Source organism: Kribbella turkmenica (genome assembly GCF_004348725.1).
Lineage (GTDB): Bacteria > Actinomycetota > Actinomycetes > Propionibacteriales > Kribbellaceae > Kribbella > Kribbella turkmenica.
This window is the reverse complement of record NZ_SMKR01000187.1, coordinates 1-13,780: the sequence shown is the minus strand read 5'-3', so window position 1 is coordinate 13,780 and position 13,780 is coordinate 1. Positions and strand designations below refer to the sequence as shown.

The 13,780-nt window shown below is 68.5% G+C and carries 11 protein-coding genes; 5 read left to right on the top strand and 6 right to left on the bottom strand.

Annotation, left to right across the window (positions count from 1 at the left end):
• Positions 1–164 precede the first annotated feature (164 nt).
• The 3 genes from E1218_RS30635 to E1218_RS30625 all read left to right on the top strand — a co-directional run bounded on the left by E1218_RS30635 (position 165) and on the right by E1218_RS30625 (position 2,122).
• Positions 165–896, top strand: a complete 732-nt coding sequence (locus E1218_RS30635; RefSeq protein ID WP_132326532.1) for an FHA domain-containing protein — start codon at positions 165–167, stop codon at positions 894–896.
• Between the two features lie 6 nt (positions 897–902).
• Complete coding sequence (locus E1218_RS30630; protein ID WP_132326531.1) at positions 903–1,298, top strand: hypothetical protein; 396 nt, start codon at positions 903–905, stop codon at positions 1,296–1,298.
• A 203-nt stretch (positions 1,299–1,501) separates the two neighbouring features.
• On the top strand, positions 1,502–2,122 hold the full coding sequence (locus E1218_RS30625; protein ID WP_165949489.1) for a hypothetical protein: 621 nt from the start codon (positions 1,502–1,504) through the stop codon (positions 2,120–2,122).
• A 205-nt stretch (positions 2,123–2,327) separates the two neighbouring features.
• Here E1218_RS30625 and E1218_RS30620 read toward each other — a convergent pair whose 3' ends face one another.
• The 5 genes from E1218_RS30620 to E1218_RS30600 form a co-directional block, all read right to left on the bottom strand.
• Positions 2,328–3,143 (bottom strand): alpha/beta fold hydrolase, encoded by an 816-nt coding sequence (locus tag E1218_RS30620; protein ID WP_132326530.1) that lies wholly within the window; start codon positions 3,141–3,143, stop codon positions 2,328–2,330.
• A complete protein-coding gene (locus E1218_RS30615; RefSeq protein WP_132326529.1) occupies positions 3,140–4,600 on the bottom strand; it encodes an FAD-binding oxidoreductase in 1,461 nt (486 codons plus the stop codon). Before E1218_RS30615 ends, E1218_RS30620 begins: the two co-directional genes overlap by 4 nt.
• An 84-nt stretch (positions 4,601–4,684) precedes the next feature.
• Entirely contained in the window at positions 4,685–6,307 is a 1,623-nt protein-coding gene (locus E1218_RS30610; protein WP_165949488.1) for a LuxR C-terminal-related transcriptional regulator, read from the bottom strand.
• Between the two features lie 489 nt (positions 6,308–6,796).
• Positions 6,797–8,389, bottom strand: coding sequence for an LVIVD repeat-containing protein (locus E1218_RS30605; RefSeq protein WP_132326527.1), 1,593 nt, complete (start codon positions 8,387–8,389; stop codon positions 6,797–6,799).
• 54 nt (positions 8,390–8,443) lie between these two features.
• Positions 8,444–8,626 carry a hypothetical protein gene (locus tag E1218_RS30600; RefSeq protein WP_132326526.1) on the bottom strand — a complete coding sequence of 61 codons (183 nt, stop codon included), beginning with the start codon at positions 8,624–8,626 and terminating at the stop codon, positions 8,444–8,446.
• Between the two features lie 695 nt (positions 8,627–9,321).
• Here E1218_RS30600 and E1218_RS30595 point away from each other — a divergent pair.
• Together E1218_RS30595 and E1218_RS30590 are read left to right on the top strand one after the other, a co-directional pair.
• On the top strand, positions 9,322–9,525 hold the full coding sequence (locus tag E1218_RS30595; protein WP_132326525.1) for a hypothetical protein: 204 nt from the start codon (positions 9,322–9,324) through the stop codon (positions 9,523–9,525).
• Positions 9,526–9,928: 403 nt separating this feature from the next.
• Positions 9,929–12,682 carry a M36 family metallopeptidase gene (locus E1218_RS30590; protein WP_202866281.1) on the top strand — a complete coding sequence of 918 codons (2,754 nt, stop codon included), beginning with the start codon at positions 9,929–9,931 and terminating at the stop codon, positions 12,680–12,682.
• Between the two features lie 244 nt (positions 12,683–12,926).
• Here E1218_RS30590 and E1218_RS30585 read toward each other — a convergent pair whose 3' ends face one another.
• On the bottom strand, positions 12,927–13,652 hold the full coding sequence (locus E1218_RS30585) for a hypothetical protein (protein WP_132326523.1): 726 nt from the start codon (positions 13,650–13,652) through the stop codon (positions 12,927–12,929).
• Positions 13,653–13,780 lie beyond the last annotated feature (128 nt).

The window sequence follows — 13,780 nt, the reverse complement described above, 5'->3', positions numbered from 1 at the left end:
GTTAAATGCGTATAAGAGACAGTACCAGAATCTCGGCATCCTTCACCAGGAAGACGCCACGACCTGTCCGGGGTTGCATCTTGTTGCGGTCCGGCCCGAGTGCTTTGCTGATCGTGGGGGTGCGGTGACGACGTGCGAGGTGCCCGCGATCGCCGCAAGGGACGATGAGCGATGGATCGAGTACGCCGTACCTCGTGGTCGAGACCGGATCGCACGAAGGGCGGCGGATCAAGCTGACCGGCGCCCACCTGACGATCGGCCGGTTGCCGAGCTGCGACGTACGGTTCGAGGACCCGTACCTGAGCCGCACGCACGCGGCGCTGTGGCAGCGGGGCGGTGTGGACTACGTCGAGGACCTGGGCTCGGCCGGCGGCACCTTCGTGAACGGGGAGGCGATCACGGCCCCGCGGCGGCTGTACCCGGGCGACCGTGTCACGCTCGCAGACCTGCAGCTTCGCTACAGCACGAGCGAGGACGCGCCGACCGCGGTCCGCTACGACATCGGCGATCAGCGAGCGCAGACGATCAACAATGTCGGGCGGGACCAGTACGTCCAGCAGGTCATCCAGCAGCGCGAGAACTTCTTCCGCGAGATCGCCGCGACGAAGACGAAGGCCCGGGGGCTGATCTGGGCCGGTGTCGTGGTGTTCCTGGCCGGACTCGCCATCGCCGTCGTCGGTTGGTACACGTACTTCGGTCAGATCGTGGACTTCTCGTCTGCATCCGGCATGCCCACCCAGGACGACTTCAGCGGCTTCCTGGTGTTCGCGCTCGGCGGCCTGGTCAACCTGATCGGTGTACTGCTGATCATCGCCGGAACCGTGCTGCACATCGTCGCCACCGCGCGCCGTCGGCGGGTCGACCGGGAACTACCGCCACCCCAGCTCATGAGATGAGTCGAGATGACCTTCAACATCGGCAACCAGAACGCTGCCAATATCAACAACGTCGGCCGCGATCAGCACATCACCGGAGGCCAGACCGGCATCGTGGTGACGCCGGAGCAGGCCCGGCAGGCGCTCGCCGACCTGCGCGCCGGCGTCAAGGCCACGCGGCTCGACCCGATGACCTCAGTAGCGGCGGAGACGGAACTCCGCGACGTCGAGGCCGGCCTGCGCCAGCCGGAGCCGGATCGGGCCCGGATCGCGCCGAGGCTCGAGCGGCTGACCCGCATCCTCCTCGCCACGGGCTCCCTGGCCTCGGCCGGATCGGCTCTCGTCGGGCCCCTCCGCACGCTCGCGCAGTGGCTGGGAGCTCTCGGAGAGCCGATCCTCGGTCTGCTGCCGATCCTGATCTGACTACCGGGCGCTCCGCAGGGAGGTGTCCAGCCCTGACGGCGTGCCGCCGGGGATCACTTGCTAGCGACGTGCTGACCGTCGTCGGGCTGTCCCTGGCAGCACTCTGTCAAGCCTGTTGCCGGGTGGGTCGCTGGGGGCGCAGTGTGGAACGAGCCGGTGGCGTCACCGGGACGCCACCCCGAACGTGAAGGGGGTGGTGGATCGTGTACGCGCGTTCCACCACGATCATGGGCAACCCCGAGGCGATCGACGACGGCATCGCACAGGTGCGGAACGAGGCGATGCCGGAGGTTCAACAGATCCAGGGTTGTGTGGGTCTGTCGATGCTCGTCGACCGGACCACTGGGCTGTCCATCACGACCAGTGCATGGGAGTCCGTGGAGGCGATGCACGCCTCGGGTGATCAGGTGACTCCTGTCCGGGAACGTGTCGCTCAGTTGATGGGCGGTAGTCCCCGGGTCGAGGAGTGGGAGATCGTCCATCTGCATCGCGACCACCGGTCTGCGGACGGCGCTTGCGTGCGCGTGACCTGGGCGCAAGTTGCGTGGACTGACGTCGATCGCCTGATCGACGTCTACAAGCTGACGGCGCTCCCGGCGTTGGAGGAGCTGCCGGGGTTCTGCAGTGCCAGCTTGTTCGTCGATCGCGCCACGGGCAGGTCTGTGTCGTCGGTGACGTTCGACAGTGTCGATGCGATGCGCCGCGGCAGCGAAGCACAGACGGAGATCCGGGCCCGGACGATTCAGGAGACTCATGCCGAGCTTCTCGACGTCCAGGAGTTCGAGCTCGCCCTGGCGCACCTACGAGTACCCGAACTGGTCTGAGCCGACACACCGACTGTCCGGGCCGGGCGCCGGCTCGGACAGTCCGTGGCCGACGCAGTGGCAGCCGATTTGTGAAGTAGACACCCACGAACGCACATTCAGCCTTGATGCCGATCCCCGCTTCAAGGTCCGACGCGACTACGGCTACCAGCTGCCGGAGCCGGTGCCCGAGAACCAGCTGATGAGGACATAAGGCCTCGCGGTGTCACACGCGGCCCTCGACTTCGCGCCAGAAGGCGTCGACGCGAGCGTTGAACTCCTCCGGAACTTCCTGGAAGGGCTGATGGGCCTCCGCGGGAAGGACCTCGAACCGGGCGTTCGGGATCGTTTCGGCGACGGCGCGTCCATAGCGTGGAGGCGTCGTGATGTCCTGCCCCCCGGCGAGCACGAGCGTCGGCGCGACGATGTTCCGCAGGCGGTCGGCGGTCTCGTGGGCGAGGAACGCGTCAATCGTGCGCTGGATCGTCTCTGGCGACGACTTGTACGGGAAGGCGAGTGTCTCGTCGATGATCTGCGCCACCGTGCCGTCCGCGTGTGCGCGGTAGGTGTAGATCCACACGAAGAACGCCTCGAGGAAGGCGCGCTCGCCAGGCGCCGCCACCGCCATCCAGCGCCAGGAGTCGACCACCGAGCGGAAGTAGGTGTCGATGGCCGACCAGGTGCTGACGAGCACGAGGCTTCGCACGAGCTCTGGGTGGCGGAGCGCCAGCTCCTGGGCGATGACGCTACCCCCTGAGAAGCCGGCGACGTGGGCTGCCGGGATCTCGAGGTGGCGCATGACTGCGGCGGCGTCGTCGGCCATCGTGGCCACCGTCAGAGGGCCGTCTGGAAGCGGCGTGCGTCCTACGCCGCGGTTGTCGAAGGCGGTGAGGCGATAGCGGTCGCCCAGCCCGTCGAGCTGGAACTGCCAGGCTTCGGCGGGGTCGCCGAGCCCGGCGATCAGCAGCACGTCGGGCCCTTGTCCCTTGCGCTCGATCCAGAGTGCGGGTTCGCTGGTGTGGGTGGGTGCGGTCGCGGTCATGTGCGATGTTCCTTTCGCGTTGTGCTCCTGTTTGCCTGTACTTGCTGGATCGTGTCGCCGCCGGCCGTGGCCGCCGGAGTCGTTCGGATCGCCTGGTGCGTGTGGAAGAGGCCGAGCGGGTCCCATTCGGCCTTCACCGCAGTCAAGCGCTCAGTGCTCTTCCCGTACGCCGCGGCCATCCGTGCGATGCCCTCGTCGCCGAGGAAGTTCGGGTACGTCGCCCCCGTGGACCACGGGCGCACGTCGCTGCGAAAGGTGCGGGCGAGCGCGCGGTTGCGCTCGTCGGCGGCTGGGCTCTCCCAGAGCAGCAGCGGATGCACGATGAACCGCGCCTCCCGCCCGGCGAGCGGCGAGTGCTCGGGGCCGAACCGGCGGACCGCGCCGCCCCAGGCGACGATGAACAGCTGCGACGGGCCGGCCGGCAGCTCTCGCGCCCGGCGAACGAGGGCGTCGATCGCCGCCTCGGGCAGGTCGACGACGTTCTCGGCCGTCCAGTAGTTCCGATAGCCGGGCGGATCGTCGACCGAACACTGGAAGTCCGCGTAGCTCGTCGGGCCGAAGAAGTCCGCCCTAGGGCCGAGCGCCCGGATGGGTGCGAGCGCACGCTCACCGTCGGCGACGCTACCGGCCCACATACCGAGTACCGCTACCACCGGGCGGCCCCGGAGCTCAGCCGGCACGTCGTCGTCATCGTCGGGTGCGGTGGTGAACGCACAGGCGAGCGAGAGTTCGTCGGGCGCCTCGTTCATGACATCTCGGAACGCGCGGAGCACCTCAGGCCCCCGGTCGGCGCCGAACAGTGCCATGCCGCCGAAGACCTCGGGTCCCAGGGGGTGCAGCTTGAGCTCGAGTGCCGTCACGACGCCGAAGCTCCCGCCGCCACCGCGCAGGGCCCACAGCAGTTCGGGGTTCTCATGCTCGGACGCGCGCACGATCCGCCCGTCCCAGGTGACCAGATCAGCACCGACCAGGTTGTCGCACGCCAGGCCATGCTTGCGCTCGAGCCAACCCGAACCGCCGCCGAGTGTCAGGCCGGCCACCCCGGTGGTCGACACGCGTCCGCCCGTCGTCGCAAGGCCGTGGGCCTGGGTCGCGCGGTCCACGTCGGCCCAGATGGCCCCGCCGCCGACGCGCACGATCTGCCGATCCGCGTCGACATCGATATCCGCCATGCCGCGGACGTCGAGCACCACGCCGCCGTCGGACAGTGACAGGCCGGCGACGGAATGCCCGCCGGCGCGCACGGCGATCGGCAGTGCGTGGTCGCGGGCGAACGCCAGAGACACCACGACGTCTTCGACGGCGATGCACTCGACCACCAGGCGCGGCCGGCGCACGATCATCGTGTTGAAGAGGGTGCAGGTGTCCTCGTAGTACGCGTCGCCCGGCTCATGTACGGCGCCCAGGAGGCGGAAGCGGAGTTCGTCGACGCCGGATGTGAACGTGATGTGAGACATGCCGCGAGTCTGGCCCGGGAGCGGTGGCCGCGACATCACCCGAATCGGCCACTCTGCGGGATGGCCCGAACGCGCCGGCGCCGGTCAGAGCAGGCCGTGGCGGGTGGCGTGCGATACCGCGGCCGCCCGTGAGGGCACCCGGAGCTTCGTCCGGATGTTGGCGACGTGCCGATGCACCGTGTGCGGGCTGAGGAACAGCCGCTCGGCGATCTGGGCGTCGCTCAGCCCCTTCGCGACGAGCCGCAGAATGTCGGCCTCCCGGGGGCTGAGCTCGTCGGTCGCGGGCGGACGGCGGTCCCCTCGAGCGCTGAGCAGTGCGAATGCATCGCGCCCGGCGCGCGACTCCGCATCTGCGCGGTCGTTGTGGCCAAGGGCCTCGAGCGCCGTGGCCAGCAGCATCCGCGCCTCGGCCGCCTCGTACGGCGCGGAGCACGCGCTGAAGAGATCGGCTGCGTCCTCGGCGGCTTGCCGAGCGCCATCGTGGTCGCCGGCCGCCGACAGGACGTGTGCACGCACGAGGCGGCCACGCCCTCGCATGTACGGCGTACCGAGCCGCGCGGCCTGGCGTTCGACGAGGTCGGCCGCCGCGCCCGCGGCGTTCGCATCGCCCGCCACGGCGCGAGCGCGCGCGAGGAGAGCGAGCGCGGGGAAGCGGTCGAGGACACTCGCGTCGCCGAGGCGCCGTAGGACGCGGTCGGCCGCGTCCGCCGCCGCCGTCGGGTCGCCGCCTGCGAGGTCCAGCTCGCCCAGGGCGACGATGGCGTGTGGCAGGGGTAGCGCTGCCTCGAAGAGCGTTCGCGCTTCCGCGAGATCGCCCTGCCGCGCCCGCAGGCGGCCGAGCCGCACAGCGGTCGGCGCCGCGAGTGCGGGCCGCGAAGCGCGTAGGTCCTCCATCGCGCTGACCAGTTCCTGCTCAGCTGACGGCCAATCGCCGCCGGTCGCCAGCACCTCGCCGTATGCGGTTCGGCACACGCCGAAGAAGTTTCGTGCTTGCCAGGTCGCCGACCAGGTGTGCAGGGCGCGGCACCACTGCGCGGCGCGCCCGAAGTCGCCGACGTTCGCACAGGCGGAGACCGTGTGACATAGCGCCCAGCCTGGGGCGGCCGTCTCGGAGAAGTCCTCGCCGACCGCCAGCGCCGCAGATTCCTCGAGCTGTCGCACGCCATCCTCGATCTGACCCGAGGCGACCAGCGCGCTGCCGAGGACTGCGAGCGCAACTACCTCAACTCCGACGTCCGGGATGCTACGGGCGATGCTGAGCGCTTCGCGCGCGCCCCGCTCGGCGCTCTCCGGGTCGGACTTGGCCAGAAGCGCGATATCGGCCTCGAGCACAGTGATGTAGCCACGCTCGGCGCATTGCTCGTGGTCGCCCACGAGCGCCCGGCCGCGCCGGAGCCAGGCCGAGGCGATCGCGTCATCGCCGCGGAAGTCAAGGTGGTCGGAGGCGAGCCACATCGCCATCCGGGCCGCTCCGCGCCCGTCACCGGCATCACGGTAACCGCGGTACGCGCGCTCGCGCGCTGCCAATGTCGCCTGCTCGTCGCCCTGCCACCACGCCGCGCGGCTCAGGCCTTCCCACGCCTCGGGAACCTCGTCGTCGGCGACCGCCGCCTCGAACTGCACCCGCGCCTGGGCCCACGCCCCGCGCGCGAGCGCCGCGCCACCGGCGGCGACCCAGTCATCCGCCGTCTCGATTCCAGTGGTCATCGCGCAACACCCCCACTGCGTAGGGTATTTCATGGTGCACCGATCGTCCCGATAGCTGGGGCCTTCGACGTTGACGACGCCCTGGCTCTCGTTGACTTCGAAGGCGATGAAGCAGCCGTCCGGGCTGTTTTCGGGGGCGGTAGTGCAGATCCCCGGGTGGACCTGGGCCGATGACCGCCTGCAGCAACCAGAGTGGGCTGACAGATCGGCAGAAGGGCAGTTACCTGGCGGTGTGAAATCCGCATGGGCGCGCCGTCGTACGCGAACTCGGCTTGGTCAGGTGGTACGAACGCCGCCCGTGGCATGCTGCGTTCGCGTCGAGTACCGGTGGCTCGTCCACGCCGGCCAGCCGAGCCGCCGTCTGGAGCCTTCGGCCAGATCGGTGCCAGGCAGATCGTTCCTCGATGGCACAGCTCGACTCTCGGACGACGGAGCCGGGGCAGTTCCAGGGGCCCCGGCTCCGCCGGCGTCGTCAGACGCCGGGTGCTACTAGTCCATCGTCTGCGGGTTCAAGTGGTCCACGATCCCGCCCTTACCGGCCTTCTCGATGATGGTGCGGAACACCACCATGCCCCTCGCGGAGTCCGGCGCGTGCACACCGTCGGAAGCGTAGACGGGAATCCCGGGCCCGCCTTGGAACAGCGGGCCGGTGTAGGGGTAGGCCGACCAGTTGTCCGAGCCTTGTGGGCCGGGCCCCGCGATGTCGTAGTACGCGATCTCCTTCAGCCTTGTCGGCTTGCTGAAGTCGATCACGTCGACTCCGCCCGTGTACCAGGCATTGACCAGCAGGTCCCGCTGGATACCCATGACCGCCATGCCCATGTGGGCCGAGCAATACGCGGTCGGTGCGGGGTCGGGCCGCAGATCGCCGACCTGGAACTCGCTCAGGAAGGCCCCGGTTGCGAGATCCGAGAAGAACATCTTCCCGGTCTTGTGCACTCCCGCCGGGTGCCAGGGCCGCGCCGCCCAAGACGTCATCGGCGGGCAGCCACTGCCGAAGGACTCGTCGACCCAGTTCACGACCGTCGCGTCGTTGTTGAACATCGCCGAGTGGAAGAAGTCGATCGCTCCCGGGATGTTCCCGGTGCCGCCCGAGCTGACCTCGTCGTCGGCGATCAGGGTCGGGTTGGCAGTGTCGGGGATGCCGTTGTCATCGATGTTCCACACCTGACCCTGCTCGGCGCATGCTGCCGCGCCCTGACGGGTGTCGACGTGGACGACGATGTCGTGGCAGGCCACCGCGGCGGGCTCGAACGGACCCGGGCACGGCTGGCCGGGACCGGTCAGCGATCGCTCGCACCAGTCGTTGATCCCGTCCGGGTCACCGGGGTAGCTGATCGCCGGCTGGACCGGCAGCTCGTTGGCCGCCGACGGATCGTCGAGCGGCACCTCGACGACCTGGATCACGCCGTGCAGCGGGCTGGCCGGGCTTCCCGGATCCTCGTCGTACGGGTTCGCCGTGTTGAGGTACTCGGTATCACCGCACGTCGGTCCTGCTCGCAGGGGGTACGACGACACGTAGACGAGCAACTTGTTGGTCTCGTCCAGCTCGCCGGGCCACAGCGTGATGGTGTGCGCACCGCAGTCGGTATACACCGCTTCGACCTGGTTGATTTCGGCGAAGGGGTCGGCGGGGTCGTCGCTCATCTCGAAGACCCGGACTCCCTCCCAGCCGGTCGGGTCACCGTGTTCCGCCGTCCGGGGGGCTCCGCACTCGGGCGCCGCCATGGTGCGGTCCACGGCCAACAGCAGCAGGTCGGCGATGCCGTTCCCGTTGCGGTCCCAGACGATGGGGTCGTTCTGGAGTCCGTCGCAGCTGAAGTCCTTCAGCAGGCGTGGACCGGCGGGATCTGAGATGTCGAAGATACGGAAGCCTCCTACCGCGCGGTCATTGCGGTAGTAGCCGATGAACGCGTGATCACCCCAGAACGCGAGATCGGAGTTGATCGCCGAGTTCGGGGACGTGAACAGGAGTTCCATCCTCTTGTGCTGGTCGGCGTTGTGCGACGCCGTTGCCGGGGCGGGCAGCACTCCGAGCGCGAGGACCGTTGCGAACAGAAGTGCTGGAAAGGTTCTCCTCATGCCACACCTCCAGTGGTGAGCTTGGTGAGAAGGGAAATATCGGCGCCAGCGGCATCAGCCGCTCGGCCGCACGATCTCGAACACCTTTCCGGTGTTGCCGGTGGGTCCGGTGTTCTTGGTGACCAGGACAGAGACCTCGCCCGAGGAGTCCTGGCCGAAACCGAGCAAGTAGTGCTCGATCCGCCCGGAGGGGTTGTTCCCACAGGTTCCGCACGGCGTCGCCGGCGAACAGTTCATGGCCGCCGCCCCTGTCGAAGGACATCTGGTAGGGGTTGCGGAACCGTAGGCGAAGATCTCGTCGCAGCCGTCTGCACATCCCGGCGTACCGGTGCGGGTTGTCCGGTGGGACGCCGTACGGCGGGCGCGCCGGGGTACATCGAGACGAGCGGTCGCATATCGCACCTCCGGTGAACCGATATGCGCAGAGGCAGACCCCCCGAGCCGCCTGGCCGGTGCGCGCCTACGTCGCGGATGATACGCCGGTCGACGGAAGCTGATAACAGCCTGCGCCGCCTGTTCGACCTGGTCGCGAGCCCGCCCGATCCGCCGCTGATCGCGACTCACACGCCATCTTGGCTACCGCACGAGATGTACCTCTGGATCGATCGGGTTCCTCAAGGGGAACTTCAACCTGCGGGATGCCCTCACACTCGCCGTCGGTAGCCCGGAGTAGTCGTCTCCGGGCCGGGATTTCCCGTTCGCCTGTCTCGGTCTCGGCGCCAGGCAGAACTGTCGGCGAAGATCTGAGGGACGAAGAAGAGATGCGATGCCGTGTGGTCTTGTCGCTCGGCTGGTGGCGATCTAGGCTGCGAGAGCCGAGTGGCAGGGGCCGCGGTGTTGGTCGTGCCCAGTTACGTCGTACCCCGGATCGCTTTGCGGGCCTTGCAGCGCGGATCGATCGAGGCAGGAGAGGTGCCTCATGGAGCGATTGCGTGCGTCAGCGTCACGGCGCGTACGGTCTGCGCATCACCAGGTGGATCGCGCTCTTCCCCGCATCGGGGAACCTGTGGGACCAGCAGAACGCCGACGCCGTACCCCGGGCGGCCATCGGATTCGATCGCCAGAGCCTGCTGTTCGGCAGCGGCTTCTGCGTCGGCACCGACATCGAGACCGGCCGGAACGGCGAGCTGTCGTAGGTCGCTCCCGACCGGCACGATCTGCGAGATCTGCAGGGAGTGAAGGATCGACTGCCGGCACCACCCCGGTTCCACGGGATCCGGGGCGGTGGTCTCCCGCAGACCAAGCCTCAGTCTGCGCTCGTCGAACAGGTCCGAACCGGCAGGGGCGAGGGATCATTCGGGCGCGTGCGAGGCAGCTGGAACTGATCGAAGGTGGCAAAGACGCCACCCGGAGGTGAGGAACGTGCGCACGTCATCCCGTGCGTCAGTGGCGGCAACCGCGTTGCTGACGGCAACCGCCCTTGCGTTTGCGGCAGGGCCGGCTGGCTTCGCAGCCAGTTCCGACGCACAAGAGGCCGTACCCAGCGGCGGCATCAAGGGGGACCATCAACCCGTCAAGGAGAAGGACAACAGGCAGGGCGTGGTGGCGCCGACCGCCAGCCAGCGAGCCCGTGTCGCCGCACTGGGCGCGCGGGCGCGCTGGAACCGTCTGGGCACACCGGCTGTGCTGGCCAAGACCGGGGCGCCGTTAGCCACCGGCCTCGGTGCAGACCCGGTCCAGGCGGCCAAGGCATACGTGGCGGCCAACCGCGATCTGCTCGGTCTCACGCAGCGCGCAACGGACGCCCTCGAGGTTCTCACCGTCGCGCCCGTCGGCAGCGGTGCGGCGGTCGTGTTCCGGCAACAGTTCGGCGACCTCGTCGCCGGTCGCGACGGCCTGCTGTCGGTGGGCGTGCGTGACGGCAAGGTGTGGTATCTGAGTTCGTCGCTTGCCCGCGACGCCGCTGCACCGCGGCAGGCAACTCTGTCCGCGGCCGAGGCCGAGCGCATTGCAACCGCCGATGCGGGTGTCTCGGACGCGACGATCATGGGAACCCGTTCGATCGCGGTTCCCACGCCGGGCCGGGGTGCGCGCGCCGCGTACCAAGTCACCTTCGGTTCTGAGCTCCAAGGCGCCGAGCCAGTCGCGTTCACCACCTACGTCGACGCCAGGGACGGCAGCGTCCTCGTTAGGGAGAGCCTCGTCGACTCCGACAGCGACAACCCAGAGTGGGAGGTCTTCCCCCACACACCGCCGACCGACTATTCATCGGTCGACACCAGACAGCGCTGGTGCTTCACCGCCGGGCCGGGCTGTGACGAGATCGTCGGTACATCCGCATCACCAATCGCCTGGGACATCGGGCCCAACCGAAAGCCGAGCGAGACCACGGACGGCAACAACGCCTTGGCTGTTCACAACTGGTTCGAAAACAATCCGTTCAAGGTCGGGCATGAGATGGCGACGCCGAGCCCGACGCGTGAGTACGTCTATCCATGGACGAACCAGTGGCTCAGGGAGAGGTGTTCGCCAGCTGTCTTCGAGACGGCCGCGCGCAACGACATCGATGCCGCCCGGGCGAACCTCTTCGCGATGCACAACCGCATGCATGACTGGTCCTACCACCTAGGCTTCACGGAGACCACGTTCAACCTGCAGGACGACAACTTCAAGCTGGGCGGCAAGGCGAATGATCCCGAGCGGGGCAACGCGCAGGCCGGTGGGGTCACTGGTGGACCGCCGACCTTCACCGCGCGGGACAACGCCAACCAGATCACGCCGCCTGACGGGCATCCGCCGATCACGAACATGTATCTGTGGCAGCCGATCGCGGGCGCCTTCTACGCACCGTGCGTCGACGGCGACTTCGACATGTCGGTCATCGGCCACGAGTACACCCACGCCATCACCAATCGGATGGTCGCCGGCCCGGACATGGGTCTCAGCTCACCCCAAGGCATGAGCGAGAGCTGGTCGGACCTGATGGCGATGGAGTACCTCGCCGAGCACGGCTACGCGCCGGCCGGCATCCGGGCGTTCACGATCGGCGAGTACGTCACGACCGACCCGATCGCCGGTATCCGCAACTACAACATGAGCGACAGCCCACTCAACTACAGCAGCGTCGACTACGACTTCGTCGGGCTGCAGGTCCATGCCTCGGGCGAGCTGTGGAGCGCGGCGAACTTCGACATCCGGTCAGCGATGGTCCAGCGGTACGGCGCCGGAACGCCGGCGGTGCAGAAGTCGTGTGCCAACGGCCAGACTCCGGTGACGTCCTGCCCGGGCAACCGGCGGTGGGCCCAGCTCGTGTTCGACTCGTTCCTCCTCATGGCGAACAGCGCCAACAGCATGGTCGATGCGCGGGAGGCGCTGCTCGGGGCGGACCAGATCCGCTTCGGCGGAGCCAACCAGGACCTCCTCTGGAACGCGTTCGCCAAGCGCGGCCTCGGCGAGGCCGCGTTCAGCAACGGCGCCGGCGACCCCAACCCGAGGCCGGACTTTACCTCGCCGTTCGCGACCGAGGCGACGATCACCTTCCGTCCGGTGGACGAGAACGGGCAGGCCGTATCCGGTGCGAGGCTGTTCGTCGGCGACTACCAGGCCCGGGCGGTCCCGGTGGCCGACACCGACCCCGCGACGCCTGTCACCGACCAGGTGAGCCTGGTGCCGGGTTCGTACATCTTCGTCGCTCAGGCCCCGGGGTTCGGGCATGCGCGACTCGGTGCGAGCTCGTTCGGCCCGGGGCAGGCAAGCGACCTGGTCGCACAGATGCCGCGCAACCTCGCATCGAGCGCAGGCGGCGCCACCGCGAGCGGCGACGGGATCAACCTGGCCAGGGTCGTCGACGACGACGAAGCCACCAACTGGGCTTCGCTGGGCAGCGCACCAGCCGGCAAGCAGATCACCGTCGACCTGACCGGTGACGTCCAAGAGGTAAGGCGCGTCCAGGTCAGCGCGTTGCTGCGGCCGCCGATCGCTACCGACCCCGATGCCGCGACTCAGAGCCGGTTCTCCGCGCTGCGGCAGTTCCGGGTGCTGGCGTGCACGGCGGGTGGCGCGGTCACCTGCTCTGACCCGGCACAGTTCCAGGTCGTCTTCACCAGTCCAGCTGACGCGTTCCCGTCGATCGCGCCACGGCCGCGGGCGCCGGAGCTGACGATCAGGTCCTTCGACATACCGGACGTCACGGCGACGCACCTGCGGCTTGAGGTGCTGACCAACCAGTGCACAGGCGCGCCGGACTACGCAGGCGAGCAGGACGCCGACCCACGGGCGAATACAGACTGCACAACCGCCAGCCCGCAGGCACGCAACGTGCGAGTGGCCGAGTTCCAGGCATTCGCGCAGTAGGAGGAGGCACATAGGCGTGAAGGGCACCTTCACTCGGCAGGTCCGCGCGAGGTGCCCTTCACCTGCGACCTCGGTGAAACGGCTCGTCTTCTGGCTACGCCGCGCGCCACACGATGCGGTCTGGCGTAGCCGGAAATGTGCGGCTGACGACCCACCAGTGGCCGGCCACGTATGCCGGCCGTCCGGATCAGCTCGGAGACGCTGTTGCCGATCAGTGCCGCGGCTGGAGCCGACGAATTGCGGTCTAGTTCTTGGTGGCTTGAGATCCGACGATGACGTTGTCTACGTGGACTCCCGTGAATTCGCCGCAGGCCGGTGTGAGGGCGGAGCACGCGAGGTCGGAAGTGAACTGGAACCTGACGCGGATCTGACCTGCGGGTGAGGTGAAGCCGAGGGTGACTTGTTGCCAGCTTGGGTATCCGGTGTTCCGGCCGCTGAATGTGGCGATCGGTTCCCAGGTCGTGCCGTCGGCACTCCATTGTGCCGACATGGTGTCGAAGCCTTGCTCGGTGTCAGTCTTGAGCTGGAATGCCAGCACAGCGGGACCGGCCGGAGCCGTGATCAGCGGCGACTCCAGGGTGGCGTCGGCGTTGTCGACGTACTGCGTGGGTCCGGCCATCGCGAAGGCGGTGCCGTTCGGGTCGTCCGTACCGTCGGTGCCGGCGCCGGGTGCCGAGCGTGTCCAGGTGGGTGTTCCGCCCGTGGTCCAGTCCTGGTTGCCGCTTTCGAAGTCGAACGCGGCATATGGTGTGCCGAGCTCGGGCGTGAGCTCGGGTTCGGGTCTGAGCTTTGCGCCGAGCGTGGTGGCGCCTTCGATTGCGACTGCGGGACCCTTTCGATCCGGGTTCGTGGTCGATGGCGAGGTCGTGGTGGAGTCGAGGAAGGACACGGCGACCCGGCCGTCGTCGAAGATCGCGACCGAAGCGAAGTCGAACCGTACGTCGTTGCCGACGCCGCCGGTGGCGTCCACGTCGCCGAGCCCGACCTGGTAGGCGCGGGTCAGCCGCGGCTGGGCCCGGGTGATGTCCAGCTTGTAAGCGAGGTCGCGGTCGGCAGTGGGCCCTTGGGCGCGGACTGCGACGGCGGCCACGCCGGCGG

Excerpts from the sequence above, each read along its gene's own strand:
- E1218_RS30635 (WP_132326532.1), top strand. The coding sequence starts at position 165 with ATGAGCGATGGATCGAGTACGCCGTACCTCGTGGTCGAGACCGGATCG.
- E1218_RS30630 (WP_132326531.1), top strand. The coding sequence starts at position 903 with ATGACCTTCAACATCGGCAACCAGAACGCTGCCAATATCAACAACGTC.
- E1218_RS30620 (WP_132326530.1), bottom strand. The coding sequence starts at position 3,143 with ATGACCGCGACCGCACCCACCCACACCAGCGAACCCGCACTCTGGATC.
- E1218_RS30615 (WP_132326529.1), bottom strand. The coding sequence starts at position 4,600 with ATGTCTCACATCACGTTCACATCCGGCGTCGACGAACTCCGCTTCCGC.
- E1218_RS30610 (WP_165949488.1), bottom strand. The coding sequence starts at position 6,307 with ATGACCACTGGAATCGAGACGGCGGATGACTGGGTCGCCGCCGGTGGC.
- E1218_RS30605 (WP_132326527.1), bottom strand. The coding sequence starts at position 8,389 with ATGAGGAGAACCTTTCCAGCACTTCTGTTCGCAACGGTCCTCGCGCTC.
- E1218_RS30600 (WP_132326526.1), bottom strand. The coding sequence starts at position 8,626 with ATGAACTGTTCGCCGGCGACGCCGTGCGGAACCTGTGGGAACAACCCC.